This is a genomic window from Pseudoduganella buxea, from assembly GCF_009720835.1.
Classification (GTDB): domain Bacteria; phylum Pseudomonadota; class Gammaproteobacteria; order Burkholderiales; family Burkholderiaceae_D; genus Rugamonas; species Rugamonas buxea.
Genome location: NZ_WNKZ01000004.1, coordinates 1 through 21,977 on the forward strand (window position 1 = coordinate 1; position 21,977 = coordinate 21,977).

At 59.9% G+C, this 21,977-nt stretch carries 33 protein-coding genes; all 33 read left to right on the plus strand.

Annotated features, from left to right (window positions below; all coding sequences use genetic code 11):
- Positions 1–124: EF-Tu C-terminal domain-related protein (locus GM672_RS02395; protein WP_503826356.1), on the plus strand; the 124-nt coding region annotated here is incomplete at its 5' end.
- Positions 125–297: 173 nt separating this feature from the next.
- On the plus strand, positions 298–615 hold the full coding sequence (rpsJ, locus tag GM672_RS02400) for a 30S ribosomal protein S10 (protein WP_038497056.1): 318 nt from the start codon (positions 298–300) through the stop codon (positions 613–615).
- 307 nt (positions 616–922) lie between these two features.
- Positions 923–3,808 carry a TonB-dependent receptor gene (locus GM672_RS02405; protein WP_155468942.1) on the plus strand — a complete coding sequence of 962 codons (2,886 nt, stop codon included), beginning with the start codon at positions 923–925 and terminating at the stop codon, positions 3,806–3,808.
- Between the two features lie 278 nt (positions 3,809–4,086).
- Positions 4,087–5,277, plus strand: a complete 1,191-nt coding sequence (locus GM672_RS02410; protein ID WP_170299898.1) for a serine hydrolase domain-containing protein — start codon at positions 4,087–4,089, stop codon at positions 5,275–5,277.
- A gap of 252 nt (positions 5,278–5,529) precedes the next feature.
- Positions 5,530–6,186, plus strand: coding sequence for a 50S ribosomal protein L3 (rplC, locus tag GM672_RS02415; protein ID WP_134386504.1), 657 nt, complete (start codon positions 5,530–5,532; stop codon positions 6,184–6,186).
- Between the two features lie 3 nt (positions 6,187–6,189).
- Positions 6,190–6,810: a 50S ribosomal protein L4 gene (gene rplD / locus GM672_RS02420; RefSeq protein ID WP_155468944.1), complete on the plus strand. Its 621-nt coding sequence runs from the start codon at positions 6,190–6,192 to the stop codon at positions 6,808–6,810.
- Positions 6,807–7,121, plus strand: coding sequence for a 50S ribosomal protein L23 (gene rplW / locus GM672_RS02425; RefSeq protein WP_134386508.1), 315 nt, complete (start codon positions 6,807–6,809; stop codon positions 7,119–7,121). The genes rplD and rplW overlap by 4 nt, the downstream gene beginning before the upstream one ends.
- Complete coding sequence (gene rplB, locus GM672_RS02430; RefSeq protein ID WP_155468945.1) at positions 7,121–7,948, plus strand: 50S ribosomal protein L2; 828 nt, start codon at positions 7,121–7,123, stop codon at positions 7,946–7,948. The genes rplW and rplB overlap by 1 nt, the downstream gene beginning before the upstream one ends.
- A gap of 9 nt (positions 7,949–7,957) precedes the next feature.
- The gene (rpsS, locus tag GM672_RS02435; protein WP_093556914.1) at positions 7,958–8,233 is read left to right on the plus strand and encodes a 30S ribosomal protein S19; all 276 of its coding nucleotides are present in this window, start codon (positions 7,958–7,960) and stop codon (positions 8,231–8,233) included.
- Positions 8,230–8,562, plus strand: a complete 333-nt coding sequence (rplV, locus tag GM672_RS02440; RefSeq protein ID WP_188915995.1) for a 50S ribosomal protein L22 — start codon at positions 8,230–8,232, stop codon at positions 8,560–8,562. The genes rpsS and rplV overlap by 4 nt, the downstream gene beginning before the upstream one ends.
- Positions 8,563–8,571: 9 nt before the next feature.
- Entirely contained in the window at positions 8,572–9,375 is an 804-nt protein-coding gene (gene rpsC / locus GM672_RS02445; protein ID WP_155468946.1) for a 30S ribosomal protein S3, read from the plus strand.
- Positions 9,376–9,377: 2 nt separating this feature from the next.
- Positions 9,378–9,797: a 50S ribosomal protein L16 gene (gene rplP, locus GM672_RS02450; RefSeq protein WP_134386514.1), complete on the plus strand. Its 420-nt coding sequence runs from the start codon at positions 9,378–9,380 to the stop codon at positions 9,795–9,797.
- Between the two features lie 12 nt (positions 9,798–9,809).
- Positions 9,810–10,001 carry a 50S ribosomal protein L29 gene (gene rpmC / locus GM672_RS02455; RefSeq protein ID WP_145653057.1) on the plus strand — a complete coding sequence of 64 codons (192 nt, stop codon included), beginning with the start codon at positions 9,810–9,812 and terminating at the stop codon, positions 9,999–10,001.
- Entirely contained in the window at positions 9,998–10,270 is a 273-nt protein-coding gene (rpsQ, locus tag GM672_RS02460; RefSeq protein WP_107144091.1) for a 30S ribosomal protein S17, read from the plus strand. The genes rpmC and rpsQ overlap by 4 nt, the downstream gene beginning before the upstream one ends.
- Positions 10,271–10,524: 254 nt before the next feature.
- Positions 10,525–10,893, plus strand: a complete 369-nt coding sequence (rplN, locus tag GM672_RS02465; RefSeq protein ID WP_107144090.1) for a 50S ribosomal protein L14 — start codon at positions 10,525–10,527, stop codon at positions 10,891–10,893.
- Between the two features lie 9 nt (positions 10,894–10,902).
- Entirely contained in the window at positions 10,903–11,217 is a 315-nt protein-coding gene (gene rplX, locus GM672_RS02470) for a 50S ribosomal protein L24 (RefSeq protein WP_155468947.1), read from the plus strand.
- 5 nt (positions 11,218–11,222) lie between these two features.
- Complete coding sequence (gene rplE, locus GM672_RS02475) at positions 11,223–11,762, plus strand: 50S ribosomal protein L5 (RefSeq protein WP_130186546.1); 540 nt, start codon at positions 11,223–11,225, stop codon at positions 11,760–11,762.
- A gap of 7 nt (positions 11,763–11,769) precedes the next feature.
- Positions 11,770–12,075: a 30S ribosomal protein S14 gene (gene rpsN / locus GM672_RS02480; protein ID WP_155468948.1), complete on the plus strand. Its 306-nt coding sequence runs from the start codon at positions 11,770–11,772 to the stop codon at positions 12,073–12,075.
- A gap of 14 nt (positions 12,076–12,089) precedes the next feature.
- On the plus strand, positions 12,090–12,485 hold the full coding sequence (gene rpsH / locus GM672_RS02485; RefSeq protein ID WP_155468949.1) for a 30S ribosomal protein S8: 396 nt from the start codon (positions 12,090–12,092) through the stop codon (positions 12,483–12,485).
- Positions 12,486–12,495: 10 nt separating this feature from the next.
- Positions 12,496–13,029, plus strand: a complete 534-nt coding sequence (gene rplF, locus GM672_RS02490; protein WP_155468950.1) for a 50S ribosomal protein L6 — start codon at positions 12,496–12,498, stop codon at positions 13,027–13,029.
- Between the two features lie 13 nt (positions 13,030–13,042).
- The gene (rplR, locus tag GM672_RS02495; protein ID WP_155468951.1) at positions 13,043–13,405 is read left to right on the plus strand and encodes a 50S ribosomal protein L18; all 363 of its coding nucleotides are present in this window, start codon (positions 13,043–13,045) and stop codon (positions 13,403–13,405) included.
- A gap of 10 nt (positions 13,406–13,415) precedes the next feature.
- Positions 13,416–13,934, plus strand: coding sequence for a 30S ribosomal protein S5 (gene rpsE / locus GM672_RS02500; protein WP_155468952.1), 519 nt, complete (start codon positions 13,416–13,418; stop codon positions 13,932–13,934).
- A gap of 4 nt (positions 13,935–13,938) precedes the next feature.
- Entirely contained in the window at positions 13,939–14,121 is a 183-nt protein-coding gene (gene rpmD, locus GM672_RS02505) for a 50S ribosomal protein L30 (RefSeq protein ID WP_107144082.1), read from the plus strand.
- Positions 14,122–14,149: 28 nt separating this feature from the next.
- Positions 14,150–14,581: a 50S ribosomal protein L15 gene (rplO, locus tag GM672_RS02510; RefSeq protein ID WP_155468953.1), complete on the plus strand. Its 432-nt coding sequence runs from the start codon at positions 14,150–14,152 to the stop codon at positions 14,579–14,581.
- A 27-nt stretch (positions 14,582–14,608) separates the two neighbouring features.
- A complete protein-coding gene (gene secY, locus GM672_RS02515; RefSeq protein WP_155468954.1) occupies positions 14,609–15,943 on the plus strand; it encodes a preprotein translocase subunit SecY in 1,335 nt (444 codons plus the stop codon).
- Positions 15,944–15,957: 14 nt separating this feature from the next.
- Positions 15,958–16,176, plus strand: a complete 219-nt coding sequence (gene infA / locus GM672_RS02520; protein ID WP_005663428.1) for a translation initiation factor IF-1 — start codon at positions 15,958–15,960, stop codon at positions 16,174–16,176.
- A gap of 33 nt (positions 16,177–16,209) precedes the next feature.
- A complete protein-coding gene (rpmJ, locus tag GM672_RS02525; RefSeq protein WP_005663407.1) occupies positions 16,210–16,323 on the plus strand; it encodes a 50S ribosomal protein L36 in 114 nt (37 codons plus the stop codon).
- Between the two features lie 18 nt (positions 16,324–16,341).
- Positions 16,342–16,707, plus strand: a complete 366-nt coding sequence (gene rpsM / locus GM672_RS02530) for a 30S ribosomal protein S13 (RefSeq protein ID WP_093556901.1) — start codon at positions 16,342–16,344, stop codon at positions 16,705–16,707.
- A 14-nt stretch (positions 16,708–16,721) separates the two neighbouring features.
- Positions 16,722–17,126 (plus strand): 30S ribosomal protein S11, encoded by a 405-nt coding sequence (gene rpsK, locus GM672_RS02535; RefSeq protein WP_028101645.1) that lies wholly within the window; start codon positions 16,722–16,724, stop codon positions 17,124–17,126.
- 453 nt (positions 17,127–17,579) lie between these two features.
- Positions 17,580–18,203, plus strand: coding sequence for a 30S ribosomal protein S4 (gene rpsD, locus GM672_RS02540; protein WP_170299899.1), 624 nt, complete (start codon positions 17,580–17,582; stop codon positions 18,201–18,203).
- A 104-nt stretch (positions 18,204–18,307) separates the two neighbouring features.
- Entirely contained in the window at positions 18,308–19,285 is a 978-nt protein-coding gene (locus GM672_RS02545; RefSeq protein ID WP_134386530.1) for a DNA-directed RNA polymerase subunit alpha, read from the plus strand.
- Between the two features lie 139 nt (positions 19,286–19,424).
- On the plus strand, positions 19,425–19,820 hold the full coding sequence (gene rplQ, locus GM672_RS02550) for a 50S ribosomal protein L17 (RefSeq protein WP_155468955.1): 396 nt from the start codon (positions 19,425–19,427) through the stop codon (positions 19,818–19,820).
- Between the two features lie 195 nt (positions 19,821–20,015).
- On the plus strand, positions 20,016–21,875 hold the full coding sequence (gene dsbD / locus GM672_RS02555) for a protein-disulfide reductase DsbD (RefSeq protein ID WP_371867014.1): 1,860 nt from the start codon (positions 20,016–20,018) through the stop codon (positions 21,873–21,875).
- Positions 21,876–21,977 lie beyond the last annotated feature (102 nt).

Here is a 21,977-nt window from a genome sequence, read left to right on the forward strand (position 1 = left end):
CGATAACGTGTCGATCACCGTCAAGCTGATCAACCCGATCGCCATGGAAGAAGGCCTGCGCTTCGCCATCCGCGAAGGCGGCCGTACCGTCGGCGCCGGCGTTGTTGCCAAGATCCTGGGCTAAGTTGTTGCCTGGCGTGCCCTGATTTTTGGGGCACGATGTAATACGGCGGGACCGCTTGTGATATCATGCCGGTCCCGCTTGCTGTACACCGTTGTAGATCGCTGCTGTACACCCGCAGAACCCTTACATTGCCGGCGCATCCCTGCCCGGTTCGTTCTTTTTAAGGAATTAGCATGTCCACCCCGAATCAAAAGATCCGCATCCGCCTGAAGGCATTCGACTACAAACTGATCGACCAGTCCGCTCTGGAAATCGTCGAGACCGCCAAGCGCACCGGCGCCGTCGTCAAGGGCCCGGTTCCACTGCCGACCCGTATCCAGCGTTTCGACGTGCTGCGTTCCCCGCACGTCAACAAGACCTCGCGCGACCAGTTCGAAATCCGTACGCACCAGCGCCTGATGGACATCGTGGATCCAACCGACAAGACCGTTGACGCGCTGATGAAGCTGGACCTGCCAGCTGGCGTGGACGTCGAAATCAAGCTGCAATAATCGATTCGCGTGGGACGGCACTGCCGTCCTGCTGACAAAGAACCGGTGCCCGAGGGTGCCGGTTTTTTTTTCGTCCCACGGATTGGAAAGGTCATGAGGCCGACCAAAGAAAATTAACCATGCATATGAAATCCCGGAATATATGACAGGCGCGTGACGAAAAATACAACAGATGCGCCCGCGATTTCAGCAAAATCACAGAACTCCTTTGATTCGCTGCCAATGGTTGTGAGAAATTATTAACAGGCGTTACGAAATGTAACGCCAAAGGGACGGTACAAATCACAACAGATCGGGAGCGATACGCATGCAGTTTACTTTGAAGAAAAGTGTTCTTGCGGTAGCGATGACACTGACGGCGCCGGCCATCCTGGCCCAGCAGGCGCCCACCACGCCAAGCCAGACCGTCTACGTGACGGGTTCGAACCTGAAGCGCGTCGACAAGGAAGGCACGTCGCCGGTCCAGGTCGTGACCGCCCAGGACATCAAGGACACGGGCGCGCAGACGGTGCAGGAGCTCATGCGTTTCGTGCCTGCCATCGGCAGCGACAGCAACTACGACAGCACCGATGGCGGGTTCTCGCGCGGCGTGGCCACCGCCTCCCTGCGCGGCCTGTCGTCCACCTCGACCTTGATCCTGCTGAACGGCCGGCGCATGACGCCGGCAGCCTATGCCGACCCGAACGACGGCAATTCCACCCTGTACGACCTGAACAGCATTCCCATCACGGCGCTGGAGCGCGTCGAAATTCTGAAGGACGGCGCCTCGGCCGTATACGGTTCCGACGCCATCGGTGGCGTCATCAACTTCATCACGAAGAGCAATTACCAGGGCCTGGAGTTCGGTGCCCGCGCCAGTGCCAACGATGATGGCGAGTTCGCGCGCCGCGGCATTTCCGCCGCCTGGGGCAAGGGCGACCTGGACAGCGACGGCTACAATATCTTCTTCACGGCCGACGTCTCCAGACGCGACCGCACGGCCCTGCGCGACGTCGAGGACATCGCGTTCGCCCAGTACCAGCAGCTCAACGGCCGCTTCGCCACGCCCTACGGCAGCCAGATTTCCCAATACCCCACCTTCTACCGCGAAAGCTCGCCGGGATCGAGGAACTTCGGCGTCAACCGCACCAATGCGCCGGACCGGCTGCGCACGACCCTGGGCTGCGACCCGTCCGAGCAGCTGGTGGGGACAACGCAGATGGGCTTCCCAGCCACCAGCATCTGGGTCGGCCGCACCTTCTGCAACTTCGATGCCACCCGCTTCCTGGAGGCCCAGAGCGAGGGCAAGGATGGCGTCTTCATGAGCCGCGGCGTGCTGAAGCTGGGCGCCAACGCCCGTGCATTCGCCGAGGTTGCCTACGCGCGCTCGGAGCGCAAGTACACCAGCACGCCGATCACGATCGGCCAGTCTTCCGTGAACAACTTCACGGAAACGGGTGTGGCCGAGCCGTTCCAGGCCATCCTGGAAATCGGGCATCCCGACAATCCTTTCCCGAACGCGCGGGCATCGGTGGGGTATCGCTTCGCCAACCTGCGCGGCGGCAATGACGTCATCAACGAAAGCACCCGCGCGCTGGTGGGTGCCGAAGGCGAGTTCGGCCGCTGGACGTGGAATACGGCCGTGCTGTGGAACCGCTCGGAAAAGGACGACACGTATTTCGACCGGCTGTACCTGCCGACCTTGCGCAAGCTCAACACGGGCACGTCGCTGGCCCAGCTGGCCGCCGACCCCACCATTTCCCAGGACGTGCAGAACCTGGGCCGCGCGTCGATCCTGCAGTGGGATGCCAAGGCCAGCACGGAGTTCGGCCAGTTGCCTGGCGGCGCCATGGGCCTGGCGCTGGGCGTCGAAGTGCGTCGCGAAAAGATCGAGCTGGACCCGACGCCGAACCTGGCCTCTGGCAATATCTACGGTCTGGTGAACTCGATCATCGACGGCGAGCGCGACGTCAAGTCCGCCTTCGTCGAGCTGCGCACGCCGCTGTTGAAGAACCTGGAACTCAATTTCGCCGGCCGCGCCGACAAATACCCTGATATCAAGACCAACTATGTGCCGAAGGTGGGTGTCAAATGGACGGCCTTCGACGGGCTGGCCTTCCGCGGCACGTATGCCAAGGGCTTTCGTGCACCGGCCCTGGTGCAGGTGACACCAGGCGGTTCGCAGGTCTTCCTGCGCGACATCTTCGACCGCCGCCGCTGCGAAGCGGATGAGCGCACGCCCAAGCCGGGCGCGACCGAAGTGGACTGCGCGAAGTCGGCGGCCGGCACGGGCGGCGCGAACCCGGACCTCGTGCCGGAAAAATCGCGCAGCTTCTCGCTGGGGCTGATCTATTCGCCGAACAGCAACCTGGACTTCCTGGTCGACTATTTCCGTATCCGCAAGGAAGGCGAAGTGGTGCAAGGCTCGGCCTTCGAGGCCATCAAGAACGAGGACCGCACGCCCGGCAACGTGCTGCGCGACCCGAATCCCGACAACTGGGTGACCGACGCCAACGGCAATCCGATTCCGAACACGGGCCCGCTGCTGATGGTCAAGCTGCCATGGGAAAACCAGGGCTCGACCGAGGTGCGCGGCATCGACTTCGAAGTGCGGCACCGCGCCCGGTTGGCCGAGTGGGGCAATGTCAGCACCAAGCTGAACGGCACCTACATGACCCACTACTCGCTGGCGCAGCATCCGGGCGATATCGAGCACAACCTGGTGGGCGGCAACGCCGGCATCTACGATTGGAACCTGTCGTCCGGCATCGACCTGCCACGGATGAAGTTCAACCTGGCCAGCACGTGGACGCGGGGCGACCATGCCATCAACGCTTCGGTGAACTACGTAGGCAATGTATCGCTGCTGCGCAAGGTCAATGCCGACGTTGTGTATGACCAGCCGTTCTGCCACTACGGCACGGCCAAGCCGACGGATGCGGAACCGAACCGCGACGGCACGGTGCCCCTGTACGAGGAGTACTACCCGGACTGCAAGGTGCCGAAATGGGTCACGGTGGGCTTCGGCTACACGTACACGGGCATCAAGAACCTGACCTTGAGCCTGAATATCCAGAACCTGTTCGACAAGCGCGCGCCGTACGATCCCGCCTACGGCATCAGCACGAGCTTCCTGCCGGAAGAGGGCTACAACCAGGGCCTGCACAACGCTTACGGCCGTTACTTCTCGCTCAGCGCCCGCTACACGTTCTGAGCGCGCCCCGGCGCTGCTTGATAAACCGGCCCTCGCGGCCGGTTTTTTTACGTCCACCGTTACGCTGCCCTCCTCAACATCCTGTTCACCACCGGTCAGAACGCGACCGCCAGTGCGGTCAAGGCAGAAATGCCAGGCAGAAACCACGTGCGCGCCAGGCGCCGGTACAGTAGGGCAGGGCAGTGCCGTACGTATGCGCCACGCACGCTTGCATGCGCGCCCGACAGGGCGGCGGCGTGCGAGTACAATCGGCCGATCCCACCCACCGACCCGCCCGCATGAAACGCCACCTGTTCGCGCTGGCCCTGGCCTGCGCCACCGCCACTGCTGATCCGCTGCCCGAAGGGCCGCCGCAAGCGCAGGGCTTCGCGCCGGAGCGGCTGGCGCGGCTGGATCGCTACCTGGCGGACAGCGTGGCACGCGGCGACCATCTGAGTGCCGTGGTGCTGGTCATGCGCCATGGCCGCGTCGTCGACTGGCAGGCCTGGGGCCACCGCGACACGGCGCGGCGCGAGCCGCTGCCCCGCGATGCCATCTTCCGCATCGATGCGATGAGCCGGGCAGTCACGGCGGCCGCCGTGCTGACCTTGATGGAGGAGGGCAGGGTGAATCTGGACGACGCCGTGGCGGCCTACCTGCCCGCGCTGCGTGGACTGCGCCTGGCCGATGGCAGCGCACCCCGCCAGGGACCGACGATCCGGCAAGTGCTGGCGCAGACGGCCGGCTTCGGCACGGCCGCCGGCCTGGACGGCGCCGCCGACCTGGATGAGTACATCATGCGCCTGGCTGCCACGCCGCTGGCGGCCGAGCCAGGCAGCCGCTTCCGTGACGACGCCATCTGCGCCGTCGTGGCCGGCAAGCTGGTCGAAGCCGTGTCCGGCCTGCGTTTCGATGCCTTTCTGCACAAGCGCCTGCTGCAGCCGCTGGGCATGCGCGACACGGGCTTCGTCGTCGCCCCGGCCGCGCGGCACCGGATCGCCGCCGTGACGACAACCGACGCCAACGGTGCGCTGGTGGCGCCGCCGCAGCCGCCGGCGGGGCAGCGCATCACGCCTCACCTGAACGGCGCCATCGGCCTGTATTCGACGGCCGGGGACTATGCCCGCTTTGCCCAGATGCTGCTCAATGGCGGCGAGCTGGACGGCATAAGGGTGCTGGGCCGCAAGAGCGTCGAACTGATGCTGCAGAATCACCTGTCGCACCTGGCGCCGCCCACCCATGACGAGCACGGCGCCGAAGGCTACGGGTTGGGCGGCGGCGTCGTGCTGGATCTGGCCCGGCGCGGCCGGCTGGGCTCGGTCGGCCAGTTCGGCTGGACCGGCGCCCAGTCGACCTGGTTCACGGTCGACCGGCAGGAGCGGCTGGTGGCCGTCCTGATGCTGCAGCACTTGCCGCAGCCCGTGGTGGGCGATGCGTCACGGCCGGCGGTGCGGGTCAGCAACCTGCTGTACCAGGCGCTGGCGCGCTGAGGCGCGCTGTCCGGTGCCGCGCCGGCCCGGTTTTTCTCGCGTCGTGGCATTCCCACCACGACCTCGGCAAGGTAGCGCCCGCCTTGCGCAAACTTTGTGCAACAAACAACGACATACCTCGTACTTACTTGTTGCGTCAAGAGGCAAAGCAAAGTACACTAGCCGGCTTCGGTATGGAATCGACTTTTTTGTCTGTACCTTTTTTGTAGTTCAACATAGCCCTGCCCAATCGTAGGTGGGAATGGAGAAAAAATGAGCCTTGGCCTCCTCGGTCGCAAGGTTGGTATGATGCGCATCTTCACGGATGAAGGGGATTCGATCCCTGTCACCGTGCTGGACGTGTCGAACAACCGTATCGCGCAAATCAAAACTCCTGAAACGGATGGTTACTCCGCTGTTCAGGTCGTATTCGGTCAACGTCGCGCTTCCCGCGTGACCAAAGCCGCTGCGGGTCACTACGCCAAAGCTGGTGTCGAAGCCGGTACTCTGCTGAAAGAGTTCCGTATCGATGCTGCTAAAGCTGCAGAACTGAAAGCTGGCGAAGTCATCGCCGCTTCCCTGTTCGAAGTCGGTCAGAAGATCGACGTCCAGGGTGTCTCGATCGGTAAAGGCTATGCCGGTACCATCAAGCGTCACAATTTCGCTTCGGGTCGTCAGACTCACGGTAACTCGCGTTCGCACAACGTACCAGGCTCGATCGGTATGGCGCAGGACCCGGGCCGTGTGTTCCCAGGCAAGCGCATGACCGGTCACATGGGCGACGAAACCGTCACCACCCAGAACCTGGAAATCGCTCGTATCGACGCTGATCGCCAGCTGCTGCTGGTGAAGGGTGCAGTACCAGGCGCCAAAAACGGCCAGGTAGTTGTATCGCCAGCCGTTAAAGTCAAAGCTAAGAAGGGAGCTTAATCGATGGAACTCAAGCTCTTGAACGAACAAGGTCAATCCTCGTCCAATGTTGCCGCCGCTGACACCGTCTTCGGTCGTGATTACAACGAAGCCCTGATCCACCAAGTCGTCGTCGCTTACGCCGCCAATGCCCGTAGCGGCAACCGCGCGCAGAAGGACCGCGAGCAGGTTCACCACACGACCAAGAAGCCTTGGCGCCAGAAAGGCACCGGCCGCGCCCGTGCTGGTATGTCGTCGTCGCCACTGTGGCGTGGCGGTGGTCGCATCTTCCCGAACTCGCCTGACGAGAACTTCACCCACAAAGTGAACAAGAAGATGTACCGCGCAGGTCTGTGCTCGATCCTGTCCCAGCTGGCCCGTGAGGAACGCCTGGTCGTGATCGAAGAACTGTCGATCGAAGCTCCAAAAACCAAGCTGCTGTCGCAAAAGCTGACCAGCATGGGTCTGGAATCGGTCCTGATCATCACCGACAATATCGAAGAAAACCTGCTGCTGGCTTCCCGCAACCTGCCGAACGTGCTGGTCGTGGAACCGCGTCACGCAGATCCAATGTCGCTGGTCTTCTACAAGAAGATCCTGGTTACCAAAGCGGCACTGGCCAAGATTGAGGAGTTGCTGGCATGAGCGCCGTAAAAATTAGCGAAGAGCGCCTGATGAAGGTGCTGCTGGCGCCGGTCATTTCCGAGAAGGCCACCATGGTCGCGGAAAAGAACGAACAGATCGTGTTCCGTGTTGCCATGGACGCGACCAAGCCAGAAATCAAGGCCGCCGTTGAACTGCTGTTCAAGGTCGAAGTGGAATCGGTGCAGACCGTCAACCGCGAAGGTAAAGTCAAGCGTTCGGGCCGTTTCACGGGTCGTCGCAACCATACCAAGCGTGCTTTCGTGTGCCTGAAGCCTGGCCAGGAAATCAATTTCTCCGAGGAGGCTAAATAATGGCACTCGTTAAGATGAAGCCAACCTCCCCAGGCCGTCGCGGCATGGTGAAGGTAGTGACCGAAGGCCTGTACAAAGGTCGTCCGTTCGCTGCCCTGGTTGAGAAAAAATCGAAGACCGCCGGCCGTAACAACAACGGCCACATCACCACCCGTCATATCGGTGGTGGTCACAAGCAGCACTACCGTCTGGTCGACTTCAAGCGCAACAAGGATGGCATCCCTGCGAAAGTGGAACGTATCGAATACGATCCAAACCGCACGGCGCACATCGCCCTGCTGTGCTACGCCGACGGCGAGCGCGCTTACATCATCGCCACCAAAGGCCTGTCCGTCGGCGATACGCTGATGAACGGCTCGGAAGCGCCGATCAAGTCGGGCAACTGCCTGCCGATCCGCAACATTCCAGTCGGTACCACGATGCATTGCGTCGAGATGCTGCCAGGTAAAGGTGCCCAGATCGCCCGTACCGCCGGCGCCGGCGTCGTGCTGATGGCCCGTGAAGGTACTTACGCTCAGGTGCGTCTGCGCTCCGGCGAAGTGCGTCGCGTGCACATCGAGTGCCGTGCAACGGTTGGTGAAGTCGGTAACGGCGAACACAACCTGCGCAAGATCGGTAAAGCCGGTGCCATGCGCTGGCGCGGTGTTCGTCCGACCGTTCGCGGTGTCGTGATGAACCCGGTCGATCACCCGCACGGTGGTGGTGAGGGCAAGACGGCTGCAGGTCGTCACCCAGTGTCGCCATGGGGCCAGCAGACCAAGGGCAAGAAGACGCGTTCGAACAAGCGCACTTCTTCGATGATCGTCTCGCGCCGCGGCAAGAAATAAGGATAAATCATGACTCGTTCATTGAAAAAAGGGCCGTTCTGCGACGCCCACCTGGTGAAAAAGGTCGAAGCCGCGCAAGCGACCAAGGACAAGAAGCCAATCAAAACCTGGTCGCGTCGTTCGACGATCATGCCTGACTTCATCGGTCTGACGATTGCCGTGCACAACGGCAAAGTACACGTTCCCGTGTATGTCTCCGAGAACATGGTTGGTCACAAGCTCGGCGAGTTCGCGCTGACCCGTACGTTCAAGGGCCACGCTGCTGACAAAAAGGCGAAGAAATAATGGAAACCAAAGCTATCCTCAAAGGCGTACGCCTGTCGGATCAGAAGGGCCGTCTGGTCGCTGACCTGATCCGCGGCAAGAAGGTTGACGCCGCGCTGAACATTCTGCAGTTCAGCCCGAAAAAAGGCGCCGCCATCCTGAAGAAAGTGCTGGAGTCCGCTATTGCGAACGCCGAGCACAACGATGGTGCCGACATTGACGAACTGTTCGTGAAAACGATCTACGTCGAAAAGGGCCCGATCCTGAAGCGCTTCACCGCGCGTGCAAAGGGCCGTGGCGACCGTATCTCGAAACAGTCCTGCCACGTCTACCTGACGGTCGGAAACTAAGGAGCCACGATGGGACAGAAAATTCATCCAACCGGCTTCCGTCTGGCCGTTACCCGTAATTGGGCTTCGCGCTGGTACGCAACCAACGGCAACTTCGCTCAGATGCTGAACGAAGATCTGAAGGCGCGCGCATACCTGAAGAAGAAGCTGAAGAACGCCTCCGTCGGCCGCATCGTCATCGAGCGTCCTGCGAAAAACGCACGCTTCACCGTGTACAGCTCCCGTCCGGGCGTTGTGATCGGCAAGAAGGGCGAAGACATCGAAGTGCTGAAGGCGGACCTGACCAAGATCATGGGCGTGCCGGTGCACGTCAATATCGAAGAAATCCGCAAGCCGGAAATCGACTCGCAGCTGATCGCAGATTCGATCTCGCAGCAGCTGGAAAAGCGCATCATGTTCCGTCGCGCCATGAAGCGCGCGATGCAGAACGCCATGCGTCTGGGTGCCCTGGGCATCAAGATCATGTCGTCCGGTCGTCTGAACGGCATCGAGATCGCCCGTACCGAATGGTATCGCGAAGGCCGCGTGCCTCTGCATACCCTGAAGGCGGACATCGACTACGGCACGTCCGAAGCGTCGACCACCTACGGCATCATCGGCGTCAAGGTGTGGGTATACAAGGGTGACCGCTCCGCCACCGGCGAAGCACCAGTCATCGATACGCCACCGGACGACAAGAAGAGCCGCGGCCCACGTCGCGACGATGGCAAACCAGGTGGACGTCCACGTCCGGGTCCTGGCGCTAAACCAGGCGCCCCAGCCGCTCGCCGCGCTGCTGCCAAGCCGGCCGCAGCTGAGAAAGCAGGAGAATAATCATGCTGCAACCAGCACGCAGAAAGTATCGTAAAGAGCAGAAAGGCCGTAACACCGGCATTTCGCACACGCGCGGCACCGCCGTGTCGTTCGGCGAATTCGGTCTGAAAGCCGTGGCGCGCGGTCGTATCACCGCCCGCCAGATCGAGGCAGCGCGTCGTGCCATGACCCGTCACATCAAGCGTGGCGGTCGTATCTGGATCCGCGTCTTCCCGGACAAGCCAATTTCGAACAAGCCTGCCGAAGTCCGTATGGGTAACGGTAAAGGTAACCCGGAATACTACGTGGCTGAAATCCAGCCAGGTAAGGTCCTGTACGAAATGGATGGCGTCGGCGAAGAACTGGCGCGCGAAGCGTTCCGCCTGGCTGCTGCCAAACTGCCTCTGGCTACCACCTTCGTGGTGCGCCAGGTTGGCCAATAATTGGAGTGAAATATGAAAGCATCTGAACTCCGCGGCAAAGACCAGGCCGGTCTGCAGAAAGAGCTGAACGACCTGCTGAAGGCTCAGTTCGGTCTGCGTATGCAAAGCGCCACGCAACAGCTGAGCAACACCTCGCAGCTGAAGAAGGTCCGCCGCGACATCGCACGCGTCAAAACGGTAATGAACACGAAGGAAGCCAAATGAACGAACCAGTGAAACAGTCGCTCAAGCGCACGCTGATCGGTAAAGTGGTCTCCGACAAGATGGACAAGACCGTTACTGTACTGATCGAGCGTCACGTGAAGCACCCTCTGTACGGCAAGATCATCGTGCGCAGCAACAAGTACCACGCGCATGACGAGACCAACCAGGTCAAGACCGGTGATACGGTCGAGATCGCGGAAGGTCGTCCGATCTCCAAGACGAAGGCGTGGACGGTGACGCGTGTAGTGCAAGCTGCACAAATCGTCTAAGAAGAAATCTGGCACGTCGCGAGACGTGCCGCTTTCCAATTAGTTCTTGCAGGCCCGCAGGTTATATGTAATACTTGCGGGCTTCGTTCATGTATCGCCGCTAAGTGTCTCTCCGCAGACGCGCCTCGCGGTCAGTACTGTATGAAGGTCATGCACCCAAACAGTGATGCCTTGCGCGTCTCTGGCGGGACCAAGACTGACCGAGAGGTCCGCATTGTGTGGATTCTTCGGCTTAAGTTGGGAAAGAGAATACTATGATTCAAACTGAAAGCCGGCTCGAAGTAGCCGACAACACCGGTGCGAAAGAAGTTATGTGCATCAAGGTGTTGGGCGGTTCCAAGCGCCGTTATGCTGGCATTGGCGACGTGATCAAGGTCACCGTTAAGGTGGCTCAGCCTCGCGGCCGTGTCAAAAAAGGTGAAATTTATAACGCCGTGGTTGTGCGCACCGCTAAGGGTGTGCGTCGCCAGGACGGTTCCCTGGTCAAGTTCGATGGCAATGCAGCCGTCCTGCTGAACTCCAAGCTGGAACCGATCGGTACCCGTATCTTTGGCCCAGTGACGCGTGAACTGCGCACTGAGAAGTTCATGAAGATCGTGTCCCTGGCACCGGAAGTCCTGTAAGGAGTCGTAATGGATAAGATTCGCAAAAACGACGAAGTCGTCGTCCTGACCGGTAAGGACAAGGGCAAGCGCGGCGTCGTGACCCAGCGTGTAGACGCTGAGCACGTCGTAGTGGAAGGCGTAAACGTCGCTAAAAAAGCCGTCAAGCCTAACCCGATGACTGGCGTTACTGGTGGCATCGTCGACAAGACCATGCCTATTCACGTGTCCAACGTTGCTCTGTTCAACGCTGCGACCGGCAAGGCCGATCGCGTGGGCTTCAAAGATGTGGACGGCAAAAAAGTCCGCGTCTTCAAGTCCTCCGGCGACGTAGTGAAAGGGTAATAGAAATGGCCCGTCTGCAACAAGTATACAAAGAGAAGGTCGTTTCCGAGCTGACCGAGAAATTCGGCTACAAATCGGTAATGGAAGTGCCTCGCCTGACCAAGATCACCCTGAACATGGGTGTTGGCGAAGCTATCGCCGACAAGAAGGTCCTGGAACACGCCGTGGGCGACCTGACCAAGATCGCCGGCCAGAAGCCAGTGACGACCAAGTCGCGTAAAGCTATCGCCGGTTTCAAGATCCGCGAAGGCTACCCGATCGGTACCATGGTGACCCTGCGCGGCGCCCGTATGTACGAATTCCTGGATCGTTTCATCACCGTGGCCCTGCCGCGCGTGCGTGACTTCCGTGGCGTTTCCGGCCGTTCCTTCGATGGCCGCGGCAACTACAACATCGGCGTCAAAGAGCAGATCATCTTCCCGGAAATCGAGTACGACAAGATCGACGCGCTGCGTGGCATGAACATCTCGATCACCACGACCGCCAAGACCGACGACGAAGCGAAAGCGCTCCTCGCCGCCTTTAAATTCCCGTTCAGGAACTAACACGATCATGGCAAAACTCGCACTGATTAACCGTGAACAGAAGCGTGCTGACCTGGTGGAGAAGTTCGCCCCCAAGCGCGCCGCTCTGAAGGCCATCATCGATGACCAGTCCAAGTCGGAAGAAGAGCGTTACGAAGCGCGCCTGAAACTGCAGGCCCTGCCACGCAATTCCGCACCGACCCGCCAGCGTAACCGCTGCGCCATCACCGGCCGTCCACGTGGCACCTTCCGTAAATTCGGTCTGGCCCGTATCAAACTCCGTGAATTCGCCATGCGTGGTGAGATCCCGGGTATGACCAAAGCCAGCTGGTAATAGGAGAATATGCAATGAGTATGAGCGATCCTATCGCCGATATGCTGACCCGCATTCGCAACGCCCAAGGCGTTCAAAAAACGACCGTGGCCATGCCATCGTCGAAAGTCAAAGTAGCAATCGCCAACGTCCTGAAGGACGAAGGCTACATTGAAGATTTCGCAGTGTCGTCGGAAGAAGGCAAGTCGGAACTGAAAATCGGCCTGAAATACTACGTCGGCCGTCCTGTCATCGAGCGCCTCGAGCGCGTGTCCCGTCCGGGCCTGCGCGTCTACAAAGGCAAGGATGAAATCCCGACCGTCATGAACGGCCTGGGCGTTGCCATCGTGTCGACTCCGCAAGGCGTCATGACCGACCGCAAAGCGCGCGCTACCGGTGTAGGTGGCGAAGTCATCTGCTTCGTGGCTTAAGGAGTAACACATGTCTCGAGTAGCTAAAATGCCGATCGCTGTTCCGGCTGGCGCTGAAGTCGCCATCTCCGAACAAGCGATCACCGTCAAGGGCCCGCTGGGCGTCCTGACCCAGAGCCTGAACGGCCTGGTTAAAGTTGTAAACGATAACGGCACGCTGAATTTCGAAGTGGCCAACGACAGCCGCGAAGCCAATGCCATGTCCGGCACGCTGCGCGCTCTGGTCAACAACATGGTTACCGGCGTCACCAAGGGCTTCGAGAAGAAGCTGTCGCTGGTCGGCGTGGGTTACAAGGCACAGGCACAAGGCGACAAGCTGAACCTGGCTCTGGGCTTCTCCCACCCTGTTGTTCACGCAATGCCAGCTGGCGTCACCGTCGCTACCCCAACGCCGACCGAAATCCTGATCAAGGGTATCGATCGTCAACAGGTTGGCCAGGTTGCCGCTGAAGTGCGCGCTTACCGCTCCCCTGAGCCTTATAAAGGCAAGGGCGTCCGCTATGTGGACGAAGTGGTTAAGCTTAAAGAAACCAAGAAGAAGTAATTAGGGGCTGACGATGGACAAAAAAGAATCTCGTCTGCGCCGCGGACGTCAAACCCGCATCAAGATCGCGCAACTGAAAGTGAACCGCCTGTCGGTCCACCGCACTAACCTGCACATTTACGCGAACCTGATCAGCCCGGACGCTAAAGTTCTGGTTTCGGCGTCGACCGTGGAAGCAGAAGTTCGCGCGGAGCTGGCCGGCAAATCGGGCAAGGGTGGCAATGCCACCGCTGCAGCCCTGGTTGGCAAGCGCGTTGCTGAAAAAGCACTGAAGGCAGGAATCACCGAAGTCGCGTTCGACCGCTCCGGTTTCCGTTACCACGGCCGTGTGAAGGCGCTGGCAGATGCCGCGCGTGAAGCCGGTCTGAAGTTCTAAGGGTACGATCATGGCAAAAATGCAAGCAAAAATGCAAAGCGACAAGCCGGATGACGGCATGCGCGAAAAAATGATCGCGATCAACCGCGTGACCAAAGTGGTCAAGGGTGGTCGTATCATGGGCTTCGCGGCGCTGACCGTGGTCGGTGACGGCGATGGCCGCATCGGCATGGGCAAGGGCAAGTCGAAAGAAGTACCGGTTGGTGTGCAGAAGGCAATGGAAGAAGCCCGTCGCAACCTGATCAAGGTGCCTCTGAAGAACGGTACCCTGCAGCACACCGTTACCGGCCGTCACGGCGCCTCGCGCGTCATGATGAGCCCGGCCAAGCCAGGTACCGGCGTCATCGCCGGCGGCGCAATGCGCGCGATCTTCGACGTGATGGGCGTGACGGACGTGGTGGCAAAATCCACCGGTTCGAACAACCCTTACAACCTGGTGCGCGCCACCCTGGACGGCCTGTCGAAAATGAGCACTCCTTCCGATATCGCTGCCAAGCGCGGCAAGTCGGTCGAAGACATTCTGGCTTAAGGGGATGACCATGAGCACTATCAAAGTCAAACTGGTGAAGGGCCTGATCGGCACTCGTCAAGACCACCGCGCCACCGTGCGTGGCCTGGGCCTGCGTCGTGTCAACTCGGTTTCCGAGCTGCAGGACACGCCATCGGTACGCGGCATGATCACCAAGGTCGCCTACCTCGTTAAAGTCGTGTCGTAAGCCCTTGGCTTACGATCTGGAGAACACAATGGAATTGAATACCATTCAACCAGCAGAAGGCGCGAAGCATGCTAAGCGTCGCGTTGGCCGCGGTATCGGATCCGGCCTGGGTAAAACCGCTGGCCGTGGTCACAAAGGTCAGAAATCGCGTTCGGGCGGCTTCCACAAAGTCGGCTTCGAAGGCGGTCAGATGCCTCTGCAACGCCGTCTGCCAAAGCGCGGCTTCAAATCGCTGAACGCCACCTTCAAGGCTGAAGTGCGTCTGTCCGACCTGAACGGCCTGGCCGTCGGCGAAGTCGACCTGCTGACCCTGAAGCAGGCTGGCGTGCTGTCCGTGCTGGCACGCGACGTGCGCGTTATCGCATCCGGCGAAATCACCAAAGCAGTGACCGTAAAAGGCCTGAAAGTGACCGCCGGCGCGAAAGCGGCCATCGAAGCGGCCGGCGGCTCGGTAGCCTGAGACGCTTAAGCTTGAACGGAGCGAAAATTGGCGACTAATCCGCAGCTTGCTAAAAGTGCCGCAGCCGGTTTCCCTTGGGGACGACTGTGGTTTTTGCTGGGCGCTCTGGTAGTCTACCGCATCGGGGCGCACGTCCCGGTGCCGGGAGTCGACCCGGTACAGCTGGCCGCACTGTTCAAGTCGCAGGAGGGTGGGCTGCTGGGCATGTTCAACATGTTCTCCGGCGGCGCCCTGTCGCGCTTCACGGTGTTTGCGTTGGGCATTACGCCCTACATTTCGGCCTCGATCATCATGCAGCTGGTGTCGATCGTTTCGCCGCAGATGGAAGCGCTGAAGAAGGAAGGGGAAGCTGGCCGTCGCAAGATCACCCAGTACACCCGTTACGCCACCGTGTTCCTGGCCCTGTTCCAGGCATTCGGCATCTCGGTCGCGCTGGAAGCCCAGCCTGGCCTGGTGATCGATCCTGGCATGGCCTTCCGCTTCACCTCCGTGGTGACGCTGCTGACCGGTACCATGTTCGTGATGTGGTTGGGAGAGCAAATTACCGAGCGCGGTCTCGGTAACGGTATCTCGATCATCATCTTTGCCGGTATCGCCGCCGGTCTGCCGGGCGCATTGGGTAGCTTGTTCACCCAGGTGTCGACCGGTGCGATCAGTGCGATTTCCGCCATCATCATCGTCATCCTGGTCGCAGCCGTGACCTATGCCGTGGTGTTCGTGGAACGTGGCCAGCGCAAGATCCTGGTGAATTATGCCAAACGTCAGGTCGGTAACAAGATCTACGGTGGGCAAACCAGCCACCTGCCGCTGAAGCTGAACATGGCAGGCGTGATTCCGCCGATCTTCGCATCGTCGATTATCTTGTTCCCGGCCACCATCGTGGACTGGTTCTCGCGTGGTGCGGACAACAGTAATCCTGTTGTACGTTTCCTGAAAGATCTGGCTGCATCGTTGAGCCCAGGCGAGCCTATCCATGCATTGCTGTATGCTGTGGCAATCGTGTTTTTCTGCTTCTTCTACACCGCACTGGTGTTCAACAGCAAGGAAACTGCGGACAACTTGAAGAAGAGCGGGGCCTTTGTGCCAGGGATTCGTCCCGGTGAGCAGACTGCCCGTTACATCGACAAGATCCTGACCCGATTGACACTGGCTGGCGCCGTGTATATCACTGCCGTGTGCTTGTTGCCTGAGTTCATGCAAGCCCAGTGGAAAGTATCCTTCGTATTCGGTGGTACTTCTCTGTTGATTATTGTAGTCGTGACCATGGACTTCATGGCCCAGGTCCAGAACTACGTGATGTCGCAGCAATATGAGTCTCTGCTGCGGAAGGCAAACTTCAAAGGCGGCATTCCGACCCGCTAAGCGAACTGGTCAACATGGCAAAAGACGACGTCATACAGATGCAAGGCGAGATTCTGGAGAATCTGCCAAATGCGACATTTCGAGTAAAGCTGGAAAACGGCCACGTGGTACTCGGCCACATTTCGGGTAAAATGCGGATGAACTATATCCGCATTCTCCCTGGCGACAAGGTGACGGTGGAGTTGACGCCGTACGACCTGTCCCGGGCTCGTATTGTGTTCCGGACCAAGTAAATTTAAGTAATCGAATCCAAAGAGAGTGCAAAAATGAAAGTTAACGCTTCAGTCAAGCGGATCTGCCGCAACTGCAAGATCATCAAGCGCAAAGGCGTCGTCCGCGTCATCTGCGTGGAACCACGTCACAAGCAGCGTCAAGGCTAACAGTTCGAGGAATAACGAATGGCACGTATTGCAGGGGTTAATATCCCAAATCACCAGCACACCGTGATCGGCCTGACGGCAATCTACGGCGTGGGCCGCCCACGTGCGCAGTTCATCTGCGCGCAAACGGGTGTTCCAACCAACAAGAAGATCAAAGACCTGGACGACAGCGAGCTGGAAAAGCTGCGTGATGAGATCGGCAAGTTCGTAGTAGAAGGCGATCTGCGCCGTGAACTGTCGATGAACATCAAGCGTCTGATGGATCTGGGTTGCTACCGCGGCATGCGCCACCGTAAGGGCCTGCCGGTCCGCGGTCAGCGTACCCGCACCAATGCTCGTACCCGCAAAGGTCCGCGCAAAGCCGCACAATCGCTGAAGAAATAATCTAGGGAACAACTATGGCTAAGCAACAAAGCAGCGCAGCAGCAGCGCGCGTTCGTAAGAAAGTCAAAAAGAACGTCGCTGAAGGCATCGCACACGTTCACGCTTCCTTCAACAACACGATCATCACGATCACCGACCGTCAGGGCAATGCCCTGTCGTGGGCAACTTCGGGCGGCGCCGGCTTCAAGGGCTCCCGTAAGTCGACCCCGTTCGCAGCGCAGGTTGCTGCCGAAGCGGCTGGTAAAGTTGCTCAGGAATGCGGCGTGAAGAACCTGGAAGTGCGTATCAAGGGCCCAGGTCCTGGTCGCGAGTCCGCTGTTCGCGCACTGAACAACCTGGGTATCAAGATCACCGAGATCCAGGACGTGACGCCAGTACCACACAACGGCTGCCGTCCACCGAAGCGCCGTCGTATCTAAGCAGATACGTCAACGGCTCATTCGGGATAGCGGCACCGGTCTGTGAGGACTAAGTTGCCGTCATACCGGACGATTCGTCGTATCCAAGCAGATACGTCAACGGCTCATTCGGGATAGCGGCACCGGTCTGTGAGGACTAAGTTGCCGTCATACCGGACGATTCGTCGTATCTAAGCTTTCAGCTTACATACAACGCAACTTCGGCACAGCAAGACCATGGCCGGACCCGCGAGGGCCGGTCACCGTCGCCCGGAAGTAAAAATTGCTGGAACAGTTGATCGGAAACGGTTACACTGTCCGGCTATTTTTGCCTGTTCGTTCGGCTCTGGCCGGCGAAAAGAATTTACTGTTGAGCCACCGTCTGGCGGATTAGAGGGTCAGACTAGCGCCCGATCGCAATCGATGTCCGCATCGATGTGACCTGGGGCGTCATTTATATACAAGGAAAATACTGTGGCACGTTATATCGGACCAAAAGCAAAACTGTCCCGCCGTGAAGGCACCGACCTGTTCCTGAAGAGCGCCCGTCGCTCGCTGGACTCCAAGTGCAAACTGGACGTCAAGCCAGGCCAGCACGGCGTCAAGTCGGGTGCCCGCACCTCCGACTACGGCAACCAGCTGCGCGAAAAGCAGAAGGTCAAGCGTATGTACGGCATCCTGGAACGCCAGTTCCGCCGCTACTTCGCCGAAGCCGACCGCCGCAAGGGCAACACCGGTGAAACCCTGCTGTCCCTGCTGGAAACCCGCCTGGACAACGTCGCCTACCGCATGGGCTTCGGCTCTACGCGCGCTGAAGCACGTCAGCTGGTATCGCACAAGGCCTTCACCGTGAACGGCAATGTCGTGAACATCGCTTCCTACGCCGTCAAGATCGGCGACGTCATCGCCGTGCGCGAAAAGTCGAAGAAGCAGACCCGTATCGTCGAAGCGCTGTCGCTGGCCGAACAAGTCGGCATGCCGGCATGGGTCTCGGTCGATTCGAAGAAAATGGAAGGCACCTTCAAGTCCCTGCCAGAGCGTAGCGAAATCGCCAACGACGTCAACGAATCGCTGATCGTCGAACTGTACTCGCGTTAATCGAAGTACGCCGTAACATCGCCCACTGCTTGCAGTGGGCGTTTTCACTAATGCCATCAGCCTTATCGGTGTAACGAGCCGAGGGTAATGAAAAGGACATTTCAATGCAAAACAGTTTGTTGAAGCCACGTATTATCGACGTCGAAGCCCTGGGCGCCGGTCACGCCAAAGTCGTGATGGAACCGTTCGAACGTGGCTACGGCCACACGCTGGGCAATGCCCTGCGTCGCGTGCTGCTGTCGTCGATGATCGGCTACGCGCCGACGGAAGTTACCATCGCCGGCGTCGTGCACGAGTACTCCTCGCTGGACGGCGTGCAGGAAGACGTGGTCGACCTGCTGCTGAACCTGAAGGGCGTGGTCTTCAAGGTCCACAACCGTGATTCCGTCACCCTGACGCTGAAAAAGGAAGGCGAAGGCGCCGTGCTGGCGTCCGATATCGACCTGCCGCACGACGTGGAACTGATCAACCCGGATCACGTGATCGCTCACCTGACCGCCGGTGGCAAGCTGGACATGCAGATCAAGGTCGAAAAAGGCCGTGGCTACGTGCCGGGCAACGTCCGTCGCCTGTCGGAAGACACCAACAAGACGATCGGCCGCATCATCCTGGACGCGTCGTTCTCGCCAGTGCGCCGCGTGTCGTATTCGGTGGAATCGGCCCGTGTCGAACAGCGTACCGACCTGGACAAGCTGATCATCAACATCGAAACGAACGGCGTCATCACGCCGGAAGAAGCGATCCGCCAGTCGGCACGCGTTCTCGTTGACCAGCTCAACGTGTTCGCTGCCCTGGAAGGCACGGAAGCGGCCGCAGAAGCACCATCGCGTGCACCGCTGGTCGATCCGATCCTGCTGCGTCCGGTCGACGACCTGGAACTGACGGTCCGTTCCGCGAACTGCCTGAAAGCCGAAAACATCTACTACATCGGCGATCTGATCCAGCGTTCGGAAAACGAGCTGCTGAAGACCCCGAACCTGGGTCGCAAGTCGCTGAACGAGATCAAGGAAGTGCTGGCATCGCGCGGCCTGACCCTGGGCATGAAGCTGGAAAACTGGCCGCCAGCCGGCCTGGAAAAGTAATTTGCTGTAAATGCCGTACCCGCCCGGCGCATGTTGCACCGGGCGTTCATACCTACTAACCGACCCGCGCCGGGCTGCTGTTCTACAGACACCTGGCGATCGAAGAGTTCGGATTTAAACACCTTTGAAAGGAAGTACCATGCGTCACCGTCACGGCCTTCGTAAACTGAACCGTACCTCGTCCCACCGTCTGGCAATGCTGCGCAACATGACCGTTTCGCTGCTGCGTCACGAAGCGATCAAGACCACCGTGCCAAAAGCCAAGGAACTGCGCCGCGTTATCGAGCCGATCCTGACCCTGGGCAAGACCGACACCCTGGCCAACAAGCGCCTGGCCTTCGCTCGCCTGCGCGACCGCGAAATGGTCCTGAAGCTGTTCGCCGAACTGGGCCCACGCTACGCCAACCGTAACGGTGGCTACCTGCGTATCCTGAAAATGGGTTTCCGTGTTGGCGACAACGCTCCAATGGCTTACGTCGAGCTGCTGGACCGTCCAGAACCAACCGAAGTCGACGCTGCACCGACCGCTGAGTAATTCATCAGTGCTCAATGAAAAAGCCGGGTCCGCCCGGCTTTTTCTATGGGCGCGGCACTTGCACATCCCCGCATACACCTTCGCGACAAAATGCCCCGTAACGCCGACACGACGCCGGTGTACCATCGGCATCGAGCAATCCCGTCCCGCCGGGTGTACCATGCTGGCGAATCGTCTTTTTGCAGAGTAGACCAGATGCCTTTCCGCCATTTCCTTGCCGCCATATTGCCAAAAAAATGGGGACAGACCCCATTTTCCTGGCAATTATTCCTGCTCGCCATTGTCCTGATGCTGTGCCCGCCCGTGCGCGCGGAAGAGGAATTCCTCGACCCCAACGTCGCCTTCCAGCTGTCCGCCCGCATGGCGGACGCAAAGACAGTGGAAGTGACGTGGAAGATCGCCGAAGGCTATTACATGTACCGCGAGCGCTTTGCGTTCCGGGCCGAGGGGGCCACCCTGGGCACGGCCGTGATCCCGCCGGGCAAGATCAAGTATGACGAAACCTTTGCCAAGGACGTCGAAACCTACCGCCACCAGGTCGTCATGCGCGTGCCGGTCGAGGCGGCCGGTGCCTATACCTTGACGGCCACGGGCCAGGGCTGCTCGGACAAGGGCTTGTGCTACTCGCCCCAGGATGCCGTGCTGCGCATCGGCAATGGCGCCGGCGATGTCGGCCAGCCCGTCGTTGCCGCCGCCGCGAAGAATCCGTATGGCCTGGCCAGTGCCGTGCCCACATCCCCGTTCGGTGCATCGACGGCTGCCGCGCCGCCGCCGGACGTGGCGCCGGCCCCGTCGCAAAGCGAGCTGAACCGCATCGACAGCGCCCTGCAGGGCGGCCGCTTGGCCGTCATCGTGCCCCTGTTCCTGCTGCTGGGCCTGGGCTTGTCGCTGACGCCGTGCGTGCTGCCGATGGTGCCGATCCTGTCCTCGATCATCGTTGGGGAGGGCAGTGGTGCCACGCGCAAGCGGGGTATCGTGCTGTCGGCCAGCTATGCCCTGGGCATGGCAATCGTCTACACGGCGCTGGGCATTGCCGCCGGCCTGATCGGCGAAGGCCTGGCTGCGGCATTGCAGAATCCGTGGGTGCTGGGCACCTTCGGCATCCTGATGGCACTGATGGCCCTATCCATGTTCGGCGTCTACGAACTGCAGCTGCCGTCGAGCCTGCAGAGCAGGCTGGCGGCGGCATCGGGCCGACGTTCCTCCGGCAAGTTGCTGGGCGTATTCGGCATGGGCGCCATCTCGGCGCTGATCGTCGGGCCCTGCGTGGCCGCGCCGCTGGCCGGTGCACTGGTGTATATCAGCCAGACGCGAAATGTGCTGATCGGCGGCAGCGCCCTGTTCGCCATGGCGGTCGGCATGAGCGTGCCACTGATGCTCGTCGGCGTATCGGCCGGTACCTTGTTGCCGAAAACGGGCAAATGGATGGATGCCGTCAAACGCTTTTTCGGGGTCTTGCTGCTGGCAATGGCCTGGTGGCTGGTATCGCCAATATTACCCGGCGTCGTGCAAATGTCCGGCTGGACCTTGCTGGGCATTGCTTACGGTACCTATTTGCTGCGACAGAAACTCGGCCTGCTCGGCAAAACCGTCGCGGTGGCGTCGCTGGCATTCGGTATCGTGCAGTTGATCGGCGTGGCCACGGGTGCGCGCGATCCGCTGGCACCGCTGGCCCATTTGCGGGGCACGGCGGAAACCCCGATGGCATTCCAGCGGATTCAAAATATCGACCAGCTCGACGCCATTCTCGCCAACACCGGCAATAAAACCGTGATGCTCGATTTTTATGCCGACTGGTGCGTCTCCTGCAAGGAAATGGAAAAACTGACCTTTATCGATGCGGGTGTGCGCGAGCGCTTGAAAAACACGATCCTGTTGCAGGCTGACGTGACTGCAAATAATGATGCGGACAAGGCCTTGCTGAAACGCTTCCGCCTGTTCGGGCCCCCCGGTATTATTCTGTTCGATAAGAGTGGCCGCGAGATTCCCGACTCCCGGGTAATCGGTTTCCAGGGCGCGGACAAATTCCTCGCTTCCTTGAAGAAGCTGGACTGATCCCGAACGAAGAGCGCCGCCGGCGCTCTTTTTTATTCCTCAGACATCAAACGGCTCCGACGGCCACCGTCAGCGTTCCTCCCAAGCCAGAACCTGGCCTGT

Coding starts and splice junctions, on each gene's coding strand:
- rpsJ (WP_038497056.1), top strand. CDS start 298: ATGTCCACCCCGAATCAAAAGATCCGCATCCGCCTGAAGGCATTCGAC.
- GM672_RS02405 (WP_155468942.1), top strand. CDS start 923: ATGCAGTTTACTTTGAAGAAAAGTGTTCTTGCGGTAGCGATGACACTG.
- GM672_RS02410 (WP_170299898.1), top strand. CDS start 4,087: ATGAAACGCCACCTGTTCGCGCTGGCCCTGGCCTGCGCCACCGCCACT.
- rplC (WP_134386504.1), top strand. CDS start 5,530: ATGAGCCTTGGCCTCCTCGGTCGCAAGGTTGGTATGATGCGCATCTTC.
- rplD (WP_155468944.1), top strand. CDS start 6,190: ATGGAACTCAAGCTCTTGAACGAACAAGGTCAATCCTCGTCCAATGTT.
- rplW (WP_134386508.1), top strand. CDS start 6,807: ATGAGCGCCGTAAAAATTAGCGAAGAGCGCCTGATGAAGGTGCTGCTG.
- rplB (WP_155468945.1), top strand. CDS start 7,121: ATGGCACTCGTTAAGATGAAGCCAACCTCCCCAGGCCGTCGCGGCATG.
- rpsS (WP_093556914.1), top strand. CDS start 7,958: ATGACTCGTTCATTGAAAAAAGGGCCGTTCTGCGACGCCCACCTGGTG.
- rpsC (WP_155468946.1), top strand. CDS start 8,572: ATGGGACAGAAAATTCATCCAACCGGCTTCCGTCTGGCCGTTACCCGT.
- rplP (WP_134386514.1), top strand. CDS start 9,378: ATGCTGCAACCAGCACGCAGAAAGTATCGTAAAGAGCAGAAAGGCCGT.
- rpmC (WP_145653057.1), top strand. CDS start 9,810: ATGAAAGCATCTGAACTCCGCGGCAAAGACCAGGCCGGTCTGCAGAAA.
- rpsQ (WP_107144091.1), top strand. CDS start 9,998: ATGAACGAACCAGTGAAACAGTCGCTCAAGCGCACGCTGATCGGTAAA.
- rplN (WP_107144090.1), top strand. CDS start 10,525: ATGATTCAAACTGAAAGCCGGCTCGAAGTAGCCGACAACACCGGTGCG.
- rplX (WP_155468947.1), top strand. CDS start 10,903: ATGGATAAGATTCGCAAAAACGACGAAGTCGTCGTCCTGACCGGTAAG.
- rplE (WP_130186546.1), top strand. CDS start 11,223: ATGGCCCGTCTGCAACAAGTATACAAAGAGAAGGTCGTTTCCGAGCTG.
- rpsN (WP_155468948.1), top strand. CDS start 11,770: ATGGCAAAACTCGCACTGATTAACCGTGAACAGAAGCGTGCTGACCTG.
- rpsH (WP_155468949.1), top strand. CDS start 12,090: ATGAGTATGAGCGATCCTATCGCCGATATGCTGACCCGCATTCGCAAC.
- rplF (WP_155468950.1), top strand. CDS start 12,496: ATGTCTCGAGTAGCTAAAATGCCGATCGCTGTTCCGGCTGGCGCTGAA.
- rplR (WP_155468951.1), top strand. CDS start 13,043: ATGGACAAAAAAGAATCTCGTCTGCGCCGCGGACGTCAAACCCGCATC.
- rpsE (WP_155468952.1), top strand. CDS start 13,416: ATGGCAAAAATGCAAGCAAAAATGCAAAGCGACAAGCCGGATGACGGC.
- rpmD (WP_107144082.1), top strand. CDS start 13,939: ATGACCATGAGCACTATCAAAGTCAAACTGGTGAAGGGCCTGATCGGC.
- rplO (WP_155468953.1), top strand. CDS start 14,150: ATGGAATTGAATACCATTCAACCAGCAGAAGGCGCGAAGCATGCTAAG.
- infA (WP_005663428.1), top strand. CDS start 15,958: ATGGCAAAAGACGACGTCATACAGATGCAAGGCGAGATTCTGGAGAAT.
- rpmJ (WP_005663407.1), top strand. CDS start 16,210: ATGAAAGTTAACGCTTCAGTCAAGCGGATCTGCCGCAACTGCAAGATC.
- rpsM (WP_093556901.1), top strand. CDS start 16,342: ATGGCACGTATTGCAGGGGTTAATATCCCAAATCACCAGCACACCGTG.
- rpsK (WP_028101645.1), top strand. CDS start 16,722: ATGGCTAAGCAACAAAGCAGCGCAGCAGCAGCGCGCGTTCGTAAGAAA.
- GM672_RS02545 (WP_134386530.1), top strand. CDS start 18,308: ATGCAAAACAGTTTGTTGAAGCCACGTATTATCGACGTCGAAGCCCTG.
- rplQ (WP_155468955.1), top strand. CDS start 19,425: ATGCGTCACCGTCACGGCCTTCGTAAACTGAACCGTACCTCGTCCCAC.
- dsbD (WP_371867014.1), top strand. CDS start 20,016: ATGCCTTTCCGCCATTTCCTTGCCGCCATATTGCCAAAAAAATGGGGA.